The sequence below is a fragment of the Gemmobacter sp. LW-1 genome, from assembly GCF_001303875.1.
Taxonomy (GTDB): domain Bacteria; phylum Pseudomonadota; class Alphaproteobacteria; order Rhodobacterales; family Rhodobacteraceae; genus Gemmobacter; species Gemmobacter caeni.
In genome coordinates this window covers 1-20,135 of sequence record NZ_LJSC01000041.1, presented here as the reverse complement: position 1 = coordinate 20,135, position 20,135 = coordinate 1, and the positions used below count along the sequence as shown (strand labels likewise).

The window sequence follows — 20,135 nt, the reverse complement described above, 5'->3', positions numbered from 1 at the left end:
GCGGGCGGGCATTTCACCCGATATCCCTGCATAACAAGAAAATGGCAAGGCGCGAAAGTCTGCTGGGCAAGGAATCGCGCATCTGTGAGGATGAAAATGACAGCAGCGGTGCGGATGGTCGAACTCTGGCGTGGGGGGCTGCCGGAAAGCAGCCACAGCGGCCATGCAGTGATTTGCGATGAAACCGGCGCGATCGTCGAAAGCTGGGGCGATCCCGGCGCGGTGATCTTTCCGCGCTCCTCCTGCAAGATGTTGCAGGCGCTGCCACTGGTCGAAAGCGGGGCCGCCGATGCGGCGGGTCTGCGCCCGGCACAACTCGCGCTGTCCTGCGCCAGCCATCAGGGCGCAGCGCTGCATGTCGATACGGTACGCGCCTGGATGGAGGGTCTGGGTTTGGCCGAGGCCGATCTGCGCTGCGGCAGCCACGAGCCGTCAGACCGGGAGGAACGCGACCGGCTGATCCGCGCCGGGGACGAGCCCTGCCAGTATCACAACAACTGTTCCGGCAAGCATGCGGGCTTCCTGACCTACAGCCGTCATGTGAAGGCTGGCCCTGAATATGTGGAAATCGACCATCCGCTGCAACGCGCCATCCGCGCCGCCTTTGAAGAGGTGACGGGCGAGGCCAGCCCCGGCTGGGGTGTCGATGGCTGTTCGGCCCCTAACTTCGCTACCACGGTCCATGGCCTTGCCCGCGCCATGGCCTCTTTCGCCACCGCCACCGGCACGGGAGATGCCCGCGACCGCGCGGCGCACCGCCTGACGCGCGCCATGGCAGAATTTCCCGAACTTGTGGGTGGTGAAGGTCGTGCCTGTACCGAGCTGATGCGTGCCATGGGCGGCCGCGTGACGATCAAGACCGGAGCCGAAGCGGTATTCGTCGCTATCGTGCCCGAACGCAGGATGGGCATTGCGCTGAAGATCATCGATGGCAACAGCCGCGCGTCGGAGGCCGCCATCGCCGCACTTCTGGTGCGCCTTGGCGTGCTGGACCCGGCGCATCCCGCTGCCCGGCGGCGGCTCGCTGCGGTCCAGCGCAACTGGCGCGGGATCGAGACGGGCGAGATCCGGCTTGCCGAAGGCTTCCCCGGCGCCTGACCGCCTGGCGCACGCGCTGGCCAAATGACAAGACCCCCCGAAAAGCCGAAAGGGCTGTCCGGGGGGCCACTCACAGGCAAAAACCGGGGCCGACAGGCTGGGTGGGGGCTTTCGTCCATCGACCCCGGCTTTCACCTTGCTCTCACCATCCCCCGGATTCGCGGCGCAATCATGGTGCCATCCGGGCCTTTTGACGAAGATCGCGGCAAGCTTGAGGCCAAAGGGCCGCGCCGCCAGACCGCTTGATTTGCGGCAGGGTTGGTGACAGCATCATGACATGTCGATCCTGCCTCCCGTGCCGCCTGCCCCGATCCCGCTGCCCTCGACTTCGGCAGAGCTTGTGCGTTTCGACCGGATGGAACTGGGCCAGATCCTTTCGGTCTATGGCCGCATGGTCGCCGCAGGCGAGTGGCGCGATTATGCGATCTCTGCCCTGCGCGATGTTGCGATCTTCTCGGTTTTCCGCCGCACTGCCGAAGTGCCGCTGTACCGGATCGAGAAGCGCCCGAAGCTGCGGCAGAAACAGGGGGCCTATGCCGTGATCGGGGAAGGCGGGCAGGTGCTGCGACGCGGGCATGATCTGGTGGCCGTGCTGCGTGTCTTTGACCGCAAGCTGATCCGTCCCATCGAATAGGCCGTCAGGCTAGACGATCCGCTGCCGGTGCGTCACAGGCCCCTCCCCTGCCGCAAGGATACGGGCGATACCCTCACCGATATGTTCTTCCGTCACCGCCATGACCGAAGCAGTGGCGTGGATCATGTGGTCCGCGGACAGGGCGATGGCAACATGACCCTTCCAGAACAGAAGGTCATTGCGGCGCAGCGGCTCTTCGGCCGCGATGGCCCGCCCGCAGGCGGATTGCAGATCGCTGTCACCGGGCAGTGAAACCCCGCAGGCGGCGAAGGCAAGCTGGGCCAGCCCCGAACAATCAAGCCCGGCCACGGAATTGCCGCCCCAAAGGTAGGGCGCATCCAGAAACCTCTGCGCCACACGCGCCGGGTCCGGATGGTGCTGCCCCAGCGCCATAAGATGCATTGCGGGCACAAAGCCTGCCGCCGTTTCCGCCCAGGGGCCGGTTTGCCCGATGACCCTCAGCCGGGCCCCCATCGGCAGCTGCATCAATGCGCGGTGCTGCACTTTAGGCCCTTCGTAGAGATGCGTTGACGGGGTACAGACCCAGTGAGTTGCCGCCTCTGGCGCGCCCAACGCCCTGTCCGGCAGATAGCCGCAATAGCCATCCTTCGCCGCCTGCACGAAGGCCCAGCCTTCATGCCTGTCAATGACCGTCATCACCTCGCCGTGCAGCACCTGACGGTCCCGCGCGCCTTCGGGCGTTTTCAGCAGATCCGAAACAGCCGGCAGAACCCGCGCGGGTTCACCCGGCACATAGACCGGCGCATCGACAATCCCGCGCAGGCTGTCCAGCGCGGCACGGGCATTTGCGGGGGTCAGGCGCCGGTCCAAATCAGAGTCCCAGCATATCAGGAAGCGCGCACAGCAGCGCCCGCGCGCCTTGCCCCACGCCGCCCTTGGGCCGGGCCGGGGCATCGCTGGGCGTATGGCCGTAAATGTCGAAATGCATATAGCGCGGATGATCGGCAAAGCGGCGCAGGAACAGCGCGGCGGTAATCGACCCGGCAAAGCCGAAGCCCGGCGCATTGTCGAGATCGGCAATCCCCGGCTCGATCACGCTTTCATAGGCATCATGGAACGGCAGCCGCCACACCGGATCGGCACCTGTGGCAGCCCCCGCCTCCAGCGCCGCTGCCAGCCTTGCGTCATCGGTGTAATAGGGGGCGAGATCCGGCCCCACCGCCACCCGCGCCGCGCCGGTCAGCGTCGCCATCGAGACCAGAAGCTCCGGGTTTTCCTCTGCCGCCCATGTCAGCGCGTCACCCAGCACCAGCCGTCCTTCGGCATCGGTGTCATTTACCTCGACAGTCAGTCCCTTCCGCGAGCGCAGGATGTCCTTCGGCCGCATCGAACGGCCCGACACGCTGTTTTCCACAGCCGGAACGATGACGCGCAGGCGGATGGGCAAGTCCAGTTGCATGATCATCAGCGCCAGCCCCATGACCGTGGCCGCGCCGCCCATGTCCTTCTTCATAAGCTGCATGCCAGAGGACGGTTTCAGGTTCAGCCCGCCGGTATCGAAGCACACCCCCTTGCCGACCAGCGTCAGGCTCGGCCCCGTTTGCCCCCAGCGCAGCGACATCAGACGTGGCGCCCGGTCCGATCCCTTGCCGACCGCATGAACCATCGGGAAGTCCCGCTCCAGCGCATCGCCCGCGACAATCTGGGTCGCGGCACCGAAACGCCCGGCCAGCGCCAGGAAGGCCGCCTCAAGCTCGGCCGGTCCCATATCCTGTGCGGGGGTGTTGATCAGGTCGCGGGTCAGATATTCCCCCGCCGCCATCGCCAGAATCTGCGCCTCATCCACACCCGCCGGGCATTTCAGGCCCGGCAGAATGCGGGTCGAAGGCTTGTAGCGGTCGAACCGATACTGTGCCAGCAGCCAGCCCAGAGCCGCCTCGGCGGCGTGATCCGGCGGCAATCCCTCGAAATGCCAGTCGCCCGCAGGCAGGGTGGTGACCGCACGCGACAGGCCAAACCGGCTGCGCGCGCGGGTCTTCGTGGTGCCGAACCCGATCAGCGCCCCGGCCATGACCCCACCCTCACCCGGCAGAGGCAGCACATCGCCCAGACCGGCCCTGAAGGCATTGTCCCGCGCCCAGACGGCAAGACCGGGCGGCGCGGCCTCCAGCCAGCGTTCCAGATCGTCGGCAGCCACCACATGCAGCGGGCGCGAGAGGCTTTGCGGATCGGCGAATGCGGGGGTCATGGCAACTCCTTCCAGATCGGCCGAAGCCTAGCCGTTCCATCGCCGCCCGCAAGCCCCGCTAAAGGCTCTGGTCCAGCACGTCCTTGTCCACCACCAAAGACCGCTCGGCCACCCGCAACAGCCGCGCCCAGACCGCCGAGAACGCCGTCGAATCGCCCTGTTCCAGACAATCGCGAGCATCGGCGGCCACAAGGCCAAGGCTGATCATGCCCATATGTTCAGACATACGTTGCAGCCTGCGCAACTGGCGTGACAGGTTCGTCATGTCATGGCCGCGCACCTGCTGCGCCAGCCCCGCCATGGTCAGCGCAAGCTCCCCCAGCGCGCGCGTCACCACCTGTTCCGCCTGCGCGGTGCCCATATCACGATACATGGCCGCAACAGGCTCCACATCCTGCCGCAACTGCTCTTTCGGTCGAAGGACCGTTACCTGAACGCTCATGGCGTCACCCAACCCGTTGTTTCACACCCGCGTCCATCCTGCGCGGGCAGGCTGAACAAAAGGTTGCGGCGTGTAAAAGAAACCTCTCGAATTTTCTGCGATTGCATCGTATTGCCGGGCCACATTCTGCCAGATCTGACGGAGGCCCCGATGGAATACGCCAGACCGCTGCCGCACTACCTTGTCAGCCGCTACTCAGGCTGGAAGGCCACGACCTATCAGGACAACAAGGCCTGGTATCGCCGCCTCGCCGCCCACGGCCAGCATCCCCGCGCCATGATCATTTCCTGCTGCGATTCGCGTCAGCATGTGACCTCGATCTTCGGTGCGGATGAAGGCGAGTTCTTCATCCACCGCAATATCGCCGGTCTCGTGCCGCCTTACAGCCCCGATGGCGGCAATCACGGCACTTCGGCCACGGTCGAATATGCGGTGACGGCGCTGAAAGTGGCGCATGTCATCGTCATCGGCCATTCCAATTGCGGGGGCGTGAAGGGATGCGACGACATGTGTTCCGGCCACGCGCCGCAACTGCTGGAAAAAACCAGCTTCGTCGGCCGCTGGATGGATATTCTGCGCCCCGGCTATGAACGGGTCGCCCATCTGCCCGATGCCGACCGCGCCCGCGCACTGGAAAAGGAAGCGGTGCTGGTCAGCCTGGAAAACCTGATGACCTTCCCCTTCGTGCGCGAAGCCGTCGAAGCGGAAATCCTGACCCTGCACGGGTTGTGGAATGACATCGGCGAAGGCGGGCTGGAACAATACGACCCGGCAGCCAAGGCCTTTGTGCCGTTCTGAGCCTTCGCGGCGGCGGTTACTCTGCCGCCGCCTCGCTGCCCCAGGCGGCATCCTGCATTTCACGCAGACGGCTGGCGGTGCGTTCAAATTCAAACGCCCCCGTGCCCTCGGCATAAAGCCGTTCGGGCACATCCGCCGCCGAACAGATCAGCCGCACTTTTGCCTCATACAAGGCGTCGATCAGCGTGACGAAGCGCTTCGCCTCGTTGTAGTTCGAGGCGGAAAGTTGTGGCACATCCTCCAGCACCAGCACGCGCAAGGCCTGCGCGATGGCCAGATAATCCGCCGGTCCCAGCGGACGGGCACAGAGATCCCAGAAGGTTGCGCGCCCCACGCCATTGGCAAAGCGCGGAATTTCCACCTGCCGGCCATTCACCTCCAGCAGCAGCGGCTGACCAGAGACCCCGCCCACCAGATCGCGCCAGATCGCCTCGATCGCCGGGCCGCTTTGCCCTGCCGGATGAAAATAGACCTGCGCCCCTTGCAGCCGGTGTTGGCGGTAATCGTTCGGGCTTTCCAGCTCGTGCACGATGAACCTCTCGCGCAGCCAGTCGATGAAGGGCAGGAACAGCCCGCGATTGAGCCCGTTCTTGTAGAGATCCTCGGGCACCCGGTTCGAGGTGGTCACGATCACCACGCCCTGATCGGCAAGCAGCTGGAACAGCCGCCCGACGATCATCGCATCGGTAATGTCGGTGATCTGCATTTCGTCGAAGGCCAGCAGCCGCACATCTTTGGCCACGCGGTCAGCCACGGGCTTCAGCGGATCTTCCACCCCGCGCTGTCGCGCCTCATGCATACCCTTGTGGATTTCCTGCATGAAAGCATGGAAATGCACCCGCCGCTTCTGCGTAATGTCCAGGCTTTCGACAAACAGATCCATCACCATGGACTTGCCGCGCCCCACCCCGCCCCAAAGATACAGCCCCCTGGGTGGCGTCACCGGGCGGGCGAACAGGCCCGCGAACAGCCCCACCTTGCGGGTGGCGTTTTCCTCCAGCCAGCGGCGCAGATCCTCAAGGATCGGCAATACTGCATGCTGGGCCGGATCGGGCCGCAGCCGTCCGGCAGCGACACGGGCTTCGTAGATCTGGGTCATGGTCTCGCGCATGATCCTGTCATAGCGGCGCCGCAGCGCCGCGAAAAGATCAGAGCGTTACCGTACACAGGAAATGGCCCGCCACCTCGGCCCATCTGCCATGCAGGATTTGGCCGCCACGGAAGGGGGTGATTTCCTCCTGAAATGTCGCCGTGAAGCTGTCGGGTTGCAGATCGACCGACAGGACATGGAAATCGAACAGCGTGCGGCTGAGGCCATATTGCGCCTTGTAGGCAGCTTCCTTGGCTGCAAAGGCCAGCTTGGCCCTGTGCGGGTCGTAATGCTCTTCCTCGGGACGCAGGACCGCCGCGCGCAGATCGTCCTCCAGCGGCAGCGCCGGTTCCAGATCGACACCAAGCCCCCGAAGGGGCGAGGGCACGGCGACGGCGGCAAGGCAAAGCTGCGCCGAATGGCTGATCGAGCCGATCAGCCCCCTGGGCCAGACCGGCGCGCGGTCCTCACCCATCGGCACCGGCAGGGGCGGCAGGCCAATCATCGCCATCGCCTCGCGCACCGCCACTCGACCGGCGCGGAACTCGGCCAGCCGCTGGGGCAGGCCGCTCGCCTCTTCGCCCGGAAAGGGAGGGTGATCACCCTGCGGATCGCTGACACCAACCCCGACGGCTGCGGGCAGAAGATCCCGTGCCGCAACAGACAACGCCTTCAGATCAGCCATCACGCCCCGTCCGCAGCGCACGCCGCCGCGCCATCATGTCGGCCCGCGTGGCCGCCCGGTCTTCCGTCACCGGCGGCGGCGCGGTTGTATTGGCAGCAGGGGCAGCCAAGGGCTTCACGGCGTCCCCCAGATGCGCGGCCAGTGCGGACAGAACGGGGAAGCGGAAGATGTCGGTGATCGACAGCTTCGACAGCCCCAGACCGTCGCGCAATTCCCGGTGGGCCTGCACCGCCAGCAGCGAATGCCCGCCAAGCGCAAAGAAATTGTCCTTAGCCCCCACCTTGGGCACACCCAGCACGCGCTGCCAGACCTCCGCAATCTGTGTCTGAAGGCCAGACTGCGGCGCCTCGTGCACCACCGCCGCCACCTGAACCTGCGGCGCGGGCAGCGCCTTGCGGTCCACCTTGCGGTTGGGGGTCAGCGGAAAGACCTCCAGCCGCAGGAAATGCGCGGGCACCATATGTTCGGGCAGGCTGTCAGCCAGCGCCGTCCGCAGCGCAGTTTCCTGTGCCGTGCCAGTGTAATAGGCCACCAGCCGCAAATCGCCCGGCTGATCCTCGCGTGCCAGAACCACCGCCTGCGTGACGCCCGGAAGCGCCTCCAGCCGGCTTTCGATCTCGCCCAGTTCAATCCGGTAGCCGCGCAGCTTGACCTGCAAATCGGCCCGACCGAGATAGTCGAGCTTGCCATCCCTCCGCAGCCGCACCAGATCGCCGGTGCGATACATCCGGCCACCCGGTGTGAACGGATCGGGCAGGAAACGTTCCGCCGTCAGATCTTCGCGCTGCCAGTAGCCGCGCGTCACGCCATCGCCGCCAATCCACAGCTCGCCCGCCACGCCGGGTGGCACCGGCTGCTGCCGGTCGTCCAGCACATAGACCTGTGTATTGGCAATGGGGGTGCCGATGTTCACCACGCCTTCGCCATCGCCCGCTTCCTCGACCGTGGACCAGATCGTCGTTTCGGTCGGCCCATACATGTTGAGGATACGCGCCCCGGTCACCTTGCGCAGATCGCGGACGAAAGCGCCCGGCAGCGCCTCGCCGCCCAGCATCAGGGTTTTCACCTGCCCCAGCGCCATACCAGCCTCAGCATTCATCAGGATCATCCGCGCCATTGAGGGCGTGCATTGCAGATGCGTCACCTTGTGGCGCAGGATCTGCGCGGCAATCGAGAAATCGTCTGCCGCAGGTTCCCCGCCCGCATTGGCGCGGCGCAGCACCTCGGCCAGCGGATAGAGCCCCTCCATCACCGCCTCCGACGCGATGCCATAGTCGATCAGACAGGCCACCTCGGTCACGCCGATGCGTTTCAGGCTTTCGACCCGGTCCAGCGCATCCTCGACCGTGCCGAACAGGCCCGAATCCTCGAAATAGCGGTGGAAGGCAAAATCGAGGATCGCTTCGTTCTCCTCGTCCGACAGGCTGCGCAGGTCGATGTCCTGCGGATTTTCGATGCCCTGCGGCTTCTTGAAGGCCGGGAAGGCCCAGGCATATTGCTTCACAAGGCCCACGGCCGAGGCGAGGTAATCCTTCATCGGCTTTTCCGCCACCCGCCGCGCCTGATCGCGGTCGCGGCAAACATAGGTGTGCAGCATCAGCGTCACCTTGAAATCCGCCGGATCGTGGCCCGCCTTGCGCAGCGCGTCGTGATAGATGCGGATCTTGTCGGCGACTTCCTCGATACTCTGGCCCAGCAGGTGCGTCAGCACATTGGCACCGATCTCGCCTGCCTCGCGCCAGGTCGCAGGGTTACCGGCGGTGGTGATCCAGACCGGCAGTTCCTTCGACACCGGGCGCGGCTGGGTCACCACACCAAAGGTTCCTGTTTTCGTCGGGAAATCCACAGTCTCGCCCCGCCACAGGCGGCGGACCTGCTCAATCCCCTCGAACATCGCGGCGCGGTTATTCGGCGGAGTGTTTTCGGGGCGCAGGACAAAATCGTCCGGCTGCCAGCCCGAGGCGACGGCCAAAGCGGCCCGCCCGTTTGTCAGATTGTCAATCACGGCCCAATCTTCGGCCACGCGCGCGGGGTGATGCAAGGGCAAAACGACCGAACCCGACCGCACACCGATGTTCTTCGTGACCGCCGCGACCGCCGCGCCCGTGACCGCAGGGTTCGGATAGGGACCGCCGAAGGCATGAAAATGCCGCTCTGGCGTCCAGACGGCGCAGAAGCCGTGGCTGTCGGCGAATTTCGCGCCCTCCAGCAGCAGTTCATATTTCTTCGGCCCGGCGCCGTCGTCATTGCCCCAGTAATAAAGCGAAAACTCCATCCCCTTCGCCGAGCCGATGCGCCCGTTCGATACCAGTGCCCGGTTTTCGTCGCTGGTCAGCACCAGCTTGAACCCGCGCGCCAGCGTCCAGAACAGTTCCAGCACTGAGATGTCGAAGGACAACGAGGTGACGGCCAGCCAGACCGCCCCTGTCGTGTGGTCGATGCGGTCATCCATCCCGGCAAAGAAATTCGCCACATTGCGATGTTCAACCATCACCCCCTTGGGGCGTCCGGTGGAACCGGAGGTATAGATCATATAGGCCAGATCGGCGGAGGTGACGTCGCTGTGCGGATTGGCCTCGGGCGCCGTGGCCAGCCGGGCATCGGTATCAAGGCACAACAGCGCCGGACCAGCGGGCAAGGCCGCGGACAGTGCGCCTTGCGTCACGATCACCGGGCAGGCGCTGTCTTCGATGAACAGGGCCGTGCGCTCGGCCGGATAGGCAGGGTCCATCGGCACATAGGCGCCACCCGCCTTGAGGATGGCCAGCGCGCCCACCAGCAGATCGAGCGAGCGGCGGCAATGCAGGCCGACCAGCGTGCCGGGGACAACTCCCATTCCCGCCAGCACATGCGCGGCATGATTGGCCCGGGCGTTCAGTTGCGCATAGGTCAGACTTTCGCCCTCGAAAACCACGGCCACCGCCTCGGGGCTGCGCACCACCTGCGCCTCGAACGCCTGATGCACGCATTGCGTGGCGTCATAGGATTTCGCTGTCCGGTTCGGGACGACCAGCGCCGCCTCGCGCTCCGTGTCAGTCAGAACCGGCAGGCTTTCCACCCGCGCCTCGCCCTGCGCGGCAGCGGCAAAGGTTGACAGGCGTGCAGCCAGCGCCTCCGCCTGTTCCACGCTCAGGCGGCTCGCGTCATAATGCAGTGCGTCAGGGGAAAACGTGACCACCGTGCCTGGTACCGGCGCAAGGCCAATGCCAAAGGCGGGAGGGGTCAGCCCGAACAGCCGCCGCTCGCGCGCCAGCAAGTCCAGCGCGAAGGCCGGGTGCAGCCCGGCCGCCTGCAAGGCCGCCTCCACCCGTTCCAGCGCCTCGGGCAGCGGGCCCTCGGCCGCCACCCGCAGCGGCACCCAGTCCGACAGGATGCCCTCCGTCGCATGGGCCGCGCCACAGGCCAGATCGGCCACCGGCTTGCCCGACAGCCGCACCGCTCCAAGGGCGCCCAGTGCCAGTGACGGCAGGGACAGCGGAACCGATTTCCAGACTTCCGGTGCCGTCGCGGCCGTGGCCCCCGGCACCTCGGCGGGGTCGAGCGTCAGCAGCGCCCTGCGATGCGCCAGTTCCTTCGGCACCACCCCGGCCAGCGCGCGGGTCAGGGCCTCTGCCTCCGCCGGGCTGGCCGATGTCAGCGCGTTCGGCAGGCTGAGACCTGAAACCGGGAAGCCCTTCTGGCAGGTCAGCCGCGACAGCCGCACTGCGCCTGTGCCGCAGGCCACCGTCACGGCATCCTCGCGCGCCGCCAGCACCTGCCCCGGCACACCGACACCGGGCACCACCTCAGCCCCGCCTGCCACGACATAACGCCGCCCGTCCCACAGCTTTGCCGTGGTCAGCGGATTCCAATAGCTGCCATGATCCAGCGCCCGCACCAGCCCGGCCACCTGATCCGCGCTTTGGGTGAAATCGATGCGTCCTGCCGCAGCCGGACGATCCGTCCGCAGATGCAGGCTGCGCTGTGTGAAATCCTGCGCCACACCCGGCGCATCGGCCTCCAGCGCCGCCATCACCTCGGCGAAGCTGTCCAAAGCTGCCTCGAAACAGCGGGTGTTCAGCGTCAGCGCAGTATCGGTCGCGGCAATGGGAAAGCGGCGCTGCACCAGAATAGCGCCTTCGTCCACGCCATCGGTGATGCGATGCCAGGTGATGCCATGTTCCGACTCGCCGCCCAGAATGGCCCAGACCGGCGCGTTCAGACCGGCATGACGCGGCAGCGGCCCGTCGTGGAAGTTCACGCCGCCCTTCGCCGCGCATTGCAAGGCGGTCTCGGGCACCAGCGAGAGGTTGGCCACCGACAAGAGCCAGTCCACCGCGCCAGGCAGCCCCGTCTCCCACCCCGGTTCCTGCGCGATGACCGTCAGCCCCTGCCCCACGCCCCAGGCGGCGACATCCGCATTGTGGGTGATCAGCGCCGCAATGGCATGGCCACGCGCCAGCCACATCGCACCGCATTCGCGCGTCAGGCTTTCATTGCCGATCAGGTAACAGGACACCGGGTTCATCATACACTCCTTCCGCCCCTTGCGGGCGGCGATGCCCCTGTTGCAAGGGGCGCACACCATTCTTCCTCCGGGTTTACCCCGGATCGCGCTGCCCGACCCGCCGCAAGGAATGCACGATCAGATCGCGCAGGAAATGCGGCGGATCGCCCCGGTCCTTGCGTTGCACCAGCAGGCGCAGGCGCCACAAGACCCCGCCCGCCACATGGGCAAGCGTCGCGACAGCGGCATAGATATGCCCATGGTTCTTGGTGAAATAATGGCGCCGGCTGTCCAGCCAGAATTGCGGAATGCGGCTCCAGGTCTTCATGCCCGTCGAAACCGAGCCGATATGCGTGACCTCGGAGCCGCGCACATAATCGGTGGGCCATCCCGCGCGGGCCGCACGCAGGCACAGGTCTGTTTCCTCAAAGTAAAGGAAGAAAGTTTCATCGAACAGCCCGATCCGGTCCAGCACCTCCTGCCGCATCATCAGGCTGGCGCCTGCCAGCCAGTCGACCCGCGTGGTCGCCTGCGGGATCGGCTGTGCAACGATATGGCGTCGCAACAGGCGCGAGATCGGGCCGAAGCGCGCGGCGCCTTCAAGTTCCGACCAGAGGGTCGGAAAGCGGAAGGCTGTGCGATGCGGCGCGCCATCATCCCCATGGATATAGCTGCCCGCGAAGCCGGTGGCGGGATGGGTCTCAAGATGATCCAGCAGCGCACGGATGGCACCGGGATCGGGGAAAGCATCCGAGTTCAGGATATAGACGTAATCGGGCCGCACATCGCCCGGCAGGCCCGCACGAATGCCAAAGTTGTTGCCCGCGCCGAAGCCGCCGTTGCGTCCGGATTGCAGCACCTGCACAGGCACCGCGCCACGGTCCCAGCCGCGCGCGGTGACGCCTGCCTGCATCGCATCGAACGAGCCATCGCCCGACGCATTGTCAACGATGGTGATGGCGCCCTCAAGCCCGGCCATTTCGCGCAGCGCCGCCTCGCAGGCGCGCAGCGTCATGTCAGGCGTCCGCCAGTTGAGAATGACCGTCAGCAGCCGGGGCATCGCGTCACTCCGCCGCCTCGCGCAGATGCGGGGCCGGGGCTTCGGCCGCCGCAATCGCCTCGCGCAGACGCGCCGCCAGAACGCGGACATTCGGCTCCAGCACCATGCTGTCGTGATCGCCCGGAACCTCCTGCACCACCAGCGCCGGGGCGAAACGGGTCAGGTCATTGTCTGCGAACACATATTCCTTCGCGGCGCTGACCCACTGACCGTTAGACACCTTCCACTTGCGGTCCAGCGGCGGACGGAACAGGGCGGTCGGCCCTTTGCGAAGCGGCAGTGCATATTGCGGCAGGGCGGCCCGGAAGGCGGCTTCGATTTCCGCGTTGTGGAACTGGTTTGAAGTTTCCGTCACGGCTTTGGGGCGGCGCTTCTGCACCTCCCAAGCCCAGCGCGCTTTCGCCCAGTCCAGCAGATAACCCGGCCCCCGCATCTTCAGCTCTGCCAGCTTGATCAGCGCCTTGTCGCGACCGGACAGCGGCGGGCGCAACGGCAGCGGCGTATCGAGCAGAACCAGAAGCGAAACCGCCTCACCCTCCGCCTCCAGTTGCCGCGCCATTTCCCATGCGGTCAGACCGCCACCCGAGAACCCGCCCAGAAGGTAAGGACCCTGAGGCTGCACCTGCCGAAGTTCGGCGATGTAGTCACGGGCGGCCTCAGGCAAGGTGCGGTGCGGCTCGTCCTCGCCGAACAGCCCGCGCGCCTGAAGGCCATAGAACGGCCGATCCCCGCCCAGAAGCTGCGCCAGATGCCGCAGGTTCAGCACATTGCCGAACATACCCGCGACAAGGAAAAACGGCTGCTTCGGCCCGCCCGCACCTTCGTGCATGGCAACCAGATGCGTGAAGCGACGGGTCGGCTGCGGCGCCTTTTCGGCCACGCTGTCCTGCGGACCGATGCGTTCCTCGATCAGCCGGGCACAGGCGGCGATGGTCGGCGCTTCGAACAGCACCGAGATCGGGAAATCCACCCGGAACGCCTTTTTCACCATGGCGAACAGGCGCACCGCAATGAGGCTGTGCCCGCCCAGCGCGAAGAAATCATCCTCGACCCCGACCTGCCCGACGCCCAGCAGATCCTGCCAGAAGCCGACCAGCGTGCGTTCGATGTCATTGCGTGGCTCGATATAGTCGCTGTCCAGATCCGGGCGGGCGAAGCTCTGCCCCTCCGGTCGTGCGGCGGCCTCGGCCCGGTCAGCCTGCCGCACCAGCGCGGGCAGGTCCAGCGACGAGACGATGACCTGCGACTGCCCGGTTGCCACGGCACGCAGGAAGGCATCGGCGCCCTCTTCGGCGCGGATGCCCTGCGACAGGTTGTGCAGCAGCCGCTCCTCTTGCGGCGAGGCCGGGCGGGCGCCTGCGGGATCGGTGTCGAAGGTCAGATCGCGTTCGGCCAGTGGCGGTGCGGCAAAGCCGGTTTCCAGCCGCCGGATGGTGAAGCCCTCGATCTCGGCCAGCACGCGGCCGGTGTCGTCCGCCAGCGTGACGTCGAATACCGCCACCGGTCCCTCGCCCCGGTTGGCGGCAGCATTGCGCACCCAGCTGTGGACCCGCGCCGGGATCGGCCCCCAGACCCGCACCCGGCCATAGGAGACCGGCACCCAGAGGTGGTCGGGGCGGTAGCCCTCGATCAGGCCCATGGCCCAGCCGGTCGCCAGATCCATCAGCGCCGGATGCATCAGCCAGCCCTGTGTCAGATCGACCTGCGCTGCCAGCGGCAGGGTCAGCACCGCCAGCCCCTCGCCCTGCCCCAGCGCCATGCGGTGCAGCACGCGCCAGCGCGGACCGAAGACAAGGTGGTCCTCCTGTGGCGAGCGGATGCCCTTCGCATCCTCGGCTGCCGGCCCCATCCGCGCGGCAATCGCCGCCAGATCGACCGTGGCCGCCGTTCCCCGCAGCGGCATCAGCCGCCCCTGCGCGTTCAGTGCAAACCCCTGCCGCCCGCGCCAGTCCTGCGCAGAACGGACCTCGAACGCAAAGCCCTCGTCCGTGGCGGACAGTCGCAACCGCATCGCGCGCTGCGCGTCATCCGCCACTTCAAGCGCGCGGAAGAACATCAGATCGCGCAGTTCAAAGGCCGCCCAGCCTTCTTCCGCCGCCGCCTCGGCCGCGATTTCCAGATAGCCGGTACCGGGCACCAGGGCCTGACCGGCCGTCGTGCGGTGGCCATCCAGCAGCCAGCTTCCGGTATTCAGATCGGTCTCGTAAAGCCGCGCGCCCTCGCGGTCAAAGGTGCTCTCGGCCAGCAGGGGGCGCCCGCTGACCGGCAGTTTCGGCGCGGGTGGGCGGTTGCCGGTGCGGTCTGCCAACGCCTCTGCCGCCATGCCGACATCGGACCAGATACCCCAGTTCAGCGCCAGAACCCGCGCCTTGCCCCCAGCCCGTGCCTGCGCAAAGGCGTTCAGGTATTCGTTCGCCGCCACATAATCCACCTGCCCCGCCGGGCCGGTGATGGTGGAGGTCGAGGAAAACAGCACCAGCAGATCCAGCGTCCCATCGGGGAACAGCATATCCAGCACCTGCGTGCCGTGCAGCTTCGGCGCAAAGACCTCCTCCACCGCCGCCGGACTCTTGGTCAGCAGCGGGCCGTCGTCCACCACACCCGCCGCATGGATCACCGCGCGGATGCGGCCGAATTCGGCCTCCGCCTCCGTGATCGCCGCGCGCATCTCCTCGGTGTTGCAGACATCGGCACGGGCCACCCGCACCTCGGCGCCAAGGCTTTCCAGCCGCTGCACCGCGAGGATGCGCCGCGACAGCGGATCGGCTGCACCGTGCCGGGCCAGATGCGCTGTCCAGTCGTCACGCGGCGGCAGATCGCGCCGCGCGATCAGCAGGATCTTTGCCTTTGCCGCAACCGCCAGCTTTTCGGCCAGCGTCAGCCCGATACCGCCGAAACCGCCGGTGATCAGCACCGGCGCCCCTTCCGGCAGGTCCAGCCCGGCCTCGGGCAGCGGCAGTTTCTTCAATCCGCGCTCCAGCCGTTTGCCATCGCGCAGCGCCGCCATCCGGTTGCCCGGCGGGGCCAGCAATTCTTCACAAACCTCTGTCGCCAAACGCTCCATCGCCGCCGGAGCGGGCTTGGCCCGCCAGCCGCGCACCGGGACGGGCAGCCGCAGGTCCAGCGTCGCGCAGGTCATTCCCGGCAGTTCGCGCGGGATCACCCGCACCGGTCCTGCAATCGCGGCCTTCTCGGGGTACGACAGCCCTTCGTCCGCGACTTGCACCGCGCCGCTGGTCACCACGGTCATGTGGATCGGCTGAGGCAGGTTTTCCCCGGCAATCGCCTGCCCGAGGAACATCAGCGCATAGAAGCCCTGTTCGATATTGCGATGGAAGAAGCTTGATCCGGGTCGGAAGCTTTCGCGCTCCGTCACCAGCCAGAAATGCGCAATGCGGTCGGGGGCATGGCCATGCGCGACCAGATCGCGGATCAGCGCATCATAGCCTTCGCGCCCGCGTTCAGGATTGAGGGTATAGTTCCCTTCACCATCACGGGCGAAAGCATCGCCGCTGCGCACCACGGTCACGCGATGCCCCTCGGCACGCAACCGCGTCACGACCGGCAGGGCAAGCCCCGCCTCGTCGGCGAAGACCAGCCAGCTGTGCGCTGCGGGCTCGTCCTCTTCCTCGGCGGCACGGGCACGCCAGACCGGGCGCCAGCCCCAGCCCGCGACATCCGCGATCCGCGCGGGTGTTTCCTCAACCCCGGCGGCCTGCGGCTGCGCCGGTTCGACGAAATAGGTTTTGCGCTGGAAGGCATAGCCCGGCAGCGGCACGCGCCGGCGCCGCGCCCCGCCCCAGACGGGCTCCCAGTCCACCGGCACGCCACAGGCCCAAAGCCGTGCGATGCTGGCCATGTGCCAGGCATCATCCGCCATCTGCTGTTCGGGGTGGCGCAGCGCCGCGACCACCTGCCCCGGTGCCACGCCATTGGCCTGCGCCAGCGACGACAGCGCGCGGCCCGGCCCCATCTCCAGATACACCCGGCCCGGCGTCGCGGTCAGATGCTCCATCCCCTGCCGGAACAGCACCGTGTTGCGCAGATGGCGGACCCAGTAATCGGGGTCCGTCGCCTCTGCCGCCGTCAGGGGCAGCCCGGTCCGGTTGGAGATTACAGGCACCTCCGGCCCATGCAGCGGGATCGACCGAAGATAGGCGCCGAAGCGGGCCAGGATCGGCTCCAGCATCCGGCTGTGCGCGGCGATGTCGATAAGGATGCGCTGGGTTTCCACCTCATCCGCCGCCAGGGCGGCGGCCAGGTCTGCCAGCGCCGCATCGGGGCCGGAGACGACACAGAGCCCCGGCGCATTCACGCTGGCCATATCCAGATCGCCGGTCAGACGCGGGCGCAGTGTTGCCTCCTCCATCGGGACCGACAGCATCCCACCCGGCGGCACGGTATCGAACAACTGCCCGCGCAGATGCACGAGGCCTATGCAGTCCTCGAAAGACATCACACCGGCCAGACAGGCGGCGGTATTTTCGCCCATGGAATGCCCGATCAGCGCGGCAGGCTGCACGCCCCAGCTTTGGTAGAGCTTCGCCAGCGCATATTCGACGATCATGATCAGTGGCAACTGCACCGAGGGCCGTTTCAGGCGCGCATTGGCCGCTGCCTCCTGCCCCGGTTCGGGCAGCCAGAGGGCGCGGATGTCGTAGTCGAGCTTCGGTTGCAGCACCGCAAGGCCGCGATCCATCCAGTCGCGGAATTCAGGTTCGGTATCGTAAAGATCCCGGGCCATTCCGGCGAATTGCGCCCCGCCACCGGGGAACATGAACACGACCTCCGGGTCATCCCCCAGCCAGTCATGGCTGAACACCCGGCGCGGGTCTTTACCCTCCAGCAGATCGGCGGCCCCGGCATGGCTTTCAGCCACCAGAACCCGGCGTTTTTCAAAGGCGCGGCGGCCCTCCTTCAGAGTGAAGGCCACATCAGCCAGCGGCTGTTCCGGGTGTGCCCGCAGATGTGCCGCCAGGCGCGCTGCCTGCGCATCCAGCGCGGTCTTCGATTTTGCAGAAATCACGATGGGCTGGAACGGCCAGTCGGAGGCGTCCGACACCTCTCGGCCCGGCGCCTCTTCCAGCACGGCATGGGCATTGGTGCCACCGACGCCAAGGCTGTTGACCCCGGCGCGACGCGGGCGGCCCTTGCCCTCCCACGGGGTCAGCCGGTCATTCACCCGGAAGGGCGAGGTTTCGAAATCAATCGCCGGGTTCGGCGCCTCGTAGCCAAGGCTGGGCGGCATCTCGCGGTGATGCAGGCTCAGCGCGACCTTTATCAGGCTCGCCACCCCGGCGGCAGTATCCAGATGGCCGATGTTGGTCTTGACGCTGCCAATGCGACAGGTGCCCACGCTTTGCGCGCTTTCGGCAAAGCCTTGCGTCAGCGCCGCCACCTCGATCGGGTCACCCAGATAGGTGCCGGTGCCGTGGCATTCGACGTAATCGACGGTATCCGAGGTCACGCCTGCAATCGCCTGCGCCTCGGCCACGCACCGCGCCTGCCCCTCGACCGAGGGCGCCAGATAGCCCGCCTTCGCCGCGCCGTCATTATTGACTGCGCTGCCCTTCACGATGGCCCAGATATGATCGCCGTCACGGATCGCATCGACCGCGCGGCGCAGCACCACACAACCCGCGCCCGAGCCGAAAACCGTGCCCTGCGCGCGATGGTCGAAGGCGTGGCAGTGGCCGTCGGGCGACAGGATCTCGCCCTCGTGGAACACATAGCCCCGACCCTGCGGCAGTTCGATGGTCACGCCGCCCGCCAGCGCCATGTCACATTCGCCATTCAGCAGCGCCTGCGAGGCATAGTGCACCGCCACCAGCGAGGTGGAACAGGCGGTCTGAAGGTTGATGCTGGGTCCCTTCAGGTCGAAGATATGGCTGACGCGGGTCGACAGGAAATCCTTGTCGTTGCCGGTATGGCGCAGCAGGAACATGCCGGTGCCGTCGACCAGATCGCGGTTGGAGCAGAGGTTGAAGTAGAAATAGCTGCCCATGCCGCAACCGGCATAAACGCCAATGGCGCCGCGGAACGCCTCGGGCACATGACCCGCGTTCTCCATCGCCTCCCACGCCACCTCCAGGAACTGCCGGTGCTGCGGATCAAGGATCGCAGCCTCTTTCGGAGAGAAGCCGAAGAAATCGGCATCGAAATCGGCAAAGCCGTCCAGCGGCGCGGCGGCGGGCACATAATTCGGGTTGCGCAGCTTCGCAGGGTTTTCACCATTGGCCAGCAATTCGGCCTCGGTCAGATGGCGGATGCTTTCGATCCCGTCGCGCAGGTTCTGCCAATACGCCTCGACCGAGGGCGCACCGGGCAGATGCGCCGCCATCCCGACAATTGCAATGTCGGTTTCCGAAATCCCCGACGGTTCAAACCCCTTGTCCGACATCCACTTTCACCAATCCGGCAACCGCCCAAAAGCTGCGGCCACACCACTCAACCCTGTGAACCTTAACGTAAACCGCCGCCTGACGATAGACACGGGGGATGGATCAACGGTCCATCCCGTAGTTGGTGACAATGCCACGCTTTCGCCACATTCTCGCCGCATTCTCCGCTGGTCTGAGGCGAAAGTGCCTTACCAATGGCCCGCGCCGGTGCCCCGGAACATGCGAAACTGGGCAATCAGCCAGACAATCAGGTCAAAACCGAAGCCCGCAATCAACAGCAACACCCCTTTGGGGCGCAGCAAACGGCGCGGCTGGCCTAGCAGATTCCGGCTGCGTTTCACCAGAAAGTGCAGCGGGACGAATCCGTCGGGCCAGCGCGGCAGTCGGCTTCGCGCGATGCGGCGCAGCCAGCCCTGATCGCGCGCCGCCTGCTGCAAGGCGGCCCTGCGGGCAACAGGGGCCATTCCGCGCAGCGCCCCGAAGGCCGCCATGTTGAGCGCTGAGCCAATGACGATCCGCACCTGATGCCGGATCAGCCCGGCAAGGCTGCGTTCGCTTTCGTAGATGTGCCAGACATCGGCACCGCCAATGCGCGACAGATCTTCGGGCGCGGTCAGGTCGTCGGTCAGCACCATGGCGCGCAGAAAGCCGTCTTCCACCGGCAGACCCGCAGGCAGCCAGCGCAGGCGGGCGCAGGCGGCGGGCATGGCGTAAAGCTGGCCGCAGATCGCGGTCTGCCAGTCATCCAGCGTGCCACCTGCCATGGCGATCAGCCGGTCCTGCCAGCCAAGTCCCTGCGGATCGGCCACGATATCCTTCACCGGACGCGAGTTCATCACATGCAGGCCCGGCCGCGCCTGCAAAGCATTGACCAGCCGCGCCAGCGCGTCAGGCTCGGGCAGCAGGATATCGGCATCGGCAAAGATCAGCACACCGGCCCCGGGGCGGGACAGGTCATGGACGAAACGGTTCCACGTCCGGCTTTTGCCGCCTTCCGGCAGATCGGCCACCTCGGCTCCGGCCGCAAGGGCGCGGGCGACCGTATCATCGGTGCAGCCATTGGCCAGCACGAGGATACGCAGGTCGATATCCGGAACCACCTGCGCCTTCAGCCGCGCGACCATCGCCGCGATGCCCGCCGCCTCGTTATGCGCAAAGACCCCCAGGTCGACCTGCATCACAGCACCGTCCGCCCGGCTTTCGGATGCCAGCGCGCCCGAACTGCCGCCGCG

Annotated in this window: 12 protein-coding genes; 3 read left to right on the top strand and 9 right to left on the bottom strand. The window is 66.4% G+C overall.

All coding sequences use genetic code 11. The features are described 5' to 3' along the window. Positions 1-96 precede the first annotated feature (96 nt). Positions 97-1,098 carry an asparaginase gene (locus AO684_RS10675; RefSeq protein WP_054302810.1) on the top strand — a complete coding sequence of 334 codons (1,002 nt, stop codon included), beginning with the start codon at positions 97-99 and terminating at the stop codon, positions 1,096-1,098. A 277-nt stretch (positions 1,099-1,375) separates the two neighbouring features. Further along, positions 1,376-1,732, top strand: coding sequence for a DUF2794 domain-containing protein (locus AO684_RS10670; protein ID WP_054302738.1), 357 nt, complete (start codon positions 1,376-1,378; stop codon positions 1,730-1,732). A gap of 9 nt (positions 1,733-1,741) precedes the next feature. On the opposite strand, the gene AO684_RS10665 is transcribed toward AO684_RS10670, so the two are convergent. From AO684_RS10665 to AO684_RS10655, 3 genes are read right to left on the bottom strand one after another with little or no spacing between them, the layout of a single operon-like run. Further along, positions 1,742-2,563, bottom strand: a complete 822-nt coding sequence (locus AO684_RS10665) for a C40 family peptidase (protein ID WP_054302737.1) — start codon at positions 2,561-2,563, stop codon at positions 1,742-1,744. Between the two features lies 1 nt (position 2,564). Further along, positions 2,565-3,941: a M17 family metallopeptidase gene (locus AO684_RS10660; protein WP_054302736.1), complete on the bottom strand. Its 1,377-nt coding sequence runs from the start codon at positions 3,939-3,941 to the stop codon at positions 2,565-2,567. 58 nt (positions 3,942-3,999) lie between these two features. Further along, on the bottom strand, positions 4,000-4,383 hold the full coding sequence (locus AO684_RS10655) for a hypothetical protein (protein ID WP_054302735.1): 384 nt from the start codon (positions 4,381-4,383) through the stop codon (positions 4,000-4,002). A 150-nt stretch (positions 4,384-4,533) separates the two neighbouring features. On the opposite strand from AO684_RS10655, the gene AO684_RS10650 reads away from it, so the two are divergent. Further along, positions 4,534-5,181 (top strand): carbonic anhydrase, encoded by a 648-nt coding sequence (locus AO684_RS10650; RefSeq protein WP_054302734.1) that lies wholly within the window; start codon positions 4,534-4,536, stop codon positions 5,179-5,181. Positions 5,182-5,197: 16 nt separating this feature from the next. Here the strand turns inward: AO684_RS10650 and zapE are convergent, their stop codons facing one another. The 6 genes from zapE to AO684_RS10620 form a co-directional block, all read right to left on the bottom strand. Continuing rightward, positions 5,198-6,292, bottom strand: coding sequence for a cell division protein ZapE (gene zapE, locus AO684_RS10645; protein WP_054302733.1), 1,095 nt, complete (start codon positions 6,290-6,292; stop codon positions 5,198-5,200). Positions 6,293-6,329: 37 nt separating this feature from the next. Beyond that, positions 6,330-6,956, bottom strand: coding sequence for a 4'-phosphopantetheinyl transferase (locus AO684_RS10640; protein ID WP_054302732.1), 627 nt, complete (start codon positions 6,954-6,956; stop codon positions 6,330-6,332). Next, positions 6,949-11,463, bottom strand: a complete 4,515-nt coding sequence (locus AO684_RS10635) for a MupA/Atu3671 family FMN-dependent luciferase-like monooxygenase (RefSeq protein WP_054302731.1) — start codon at positions 11,461-11,463, stop codon at positions 6,949-6,951. The genes AO684_RS10640 and AO684_RS10635 overlap by 8 nt, the downstream gene beginning before the upstream one ends. Positions 11,464-11,536: 73 nt before the next feature. Continuing rightward, positions 11,537-12,502: a glycosyltransferase gene (locus tag AO684_RS10630; protein ID WP_054302730.1), complete on the bottom strand. Its 966-nt coding sequence runs from the start codon at positions 12,500-12,502 to the stop codon at positions 11,537-11,539. Positions 12,503-12,506: 4 nt separating this feature from the next. Continuing rightward, on the bottom strand, positions 12,507-18,902 hold the full coding sequence (locus tag AO684_RS10625; RefSeq protein WP_054302729.1) for a type I polyketide synthase: 6,396 nt from the start codon (positions 18,900-18,902) through the stop codon (positions 12,507-12,509). A gap of 189 nt (positions 18,903-19,091) precedes the next feature. Further along, a partial coding sequence (locus AO684_RS10620) for a glycosyltransferase (RefSeq protein ID WP_054302728.1) occupies positions 19,092-20,135 on the bottom strand: 1,044 nt, incomplete at its 5' end.

Bases quoted from the DNA above. Each gene is read 5' to 3' on its own strand.
- AO684_RS10625 (WP_054302729.1), bottom strand. From the start codon at position 18,902: ATGTCGGACAAGGGGTTTGAACCGTCGGGGATTTCGGAAACCGACATT.
- AO684_RS10640 (WP_054302732.1), bottom strand. From the start codon at position 6,956: ATGGCTGATCTGAAGGCGTTGTCTGTTGCGGCACGGGATCTTCTGCCC.
- AO684_RS10655 (WP_054302735.1), bottom strand. From the start codon at position 4,383: ATGAGCGTTCAGGTAACGGTCCTTCGACCGAAAGAGCAGTTGCGGCAG.
- AO684_RS10630 (WP_054302730.1), bottom strand. From the start codon at position 12,502: ATGCCCCGGCTGCTGACGGTCATTCTCAACTGGCGGACGCCTGACATG.
- zapE (WP_054302733.1), bottom strand. From the start codon at position 6,292: ATGCGCGAGACCATGACCCAGATCTACGAAGCCCGTGTCGCTGCCGGA.
- AO684_RS10675 (WP_054302810.1), top strand. From the start codon at position 97: ATGACAGCAGCGGTGCGGATGGTCGAACTCTGGCGTGGGGGGCTGCCG.
- AO684_RS10650 (WP_054302734.1), top strand. From the start codon at position 4,534: ATGGAATACGCCAGACCGCTGCCGCACTACCTTGTCAGCCGCTACTCA.
- AO684_RS10635 (WP_054302731.1), bottom strand. From the start codon at position 11,463: ATGAACCCGGTGTCCTGTTACCTGATCGGCAATGAAAGCCTGACGCGC.
- AO684_RS10660 (WP_054302736.1), bottom strand. From the start codon at position 3,941: ATGACCCCCGCATTCGCCGATCCGCAAAGCCTCTCGCGCCCGCTGCAT.
- AO684_RS10670 (WP_054302738.1), top strand. From the start codon at position 1,376: ATGTCGATCCTGCCTCCCGTGCCGCCTGCCCCGATCCCGCTGCCCTCG.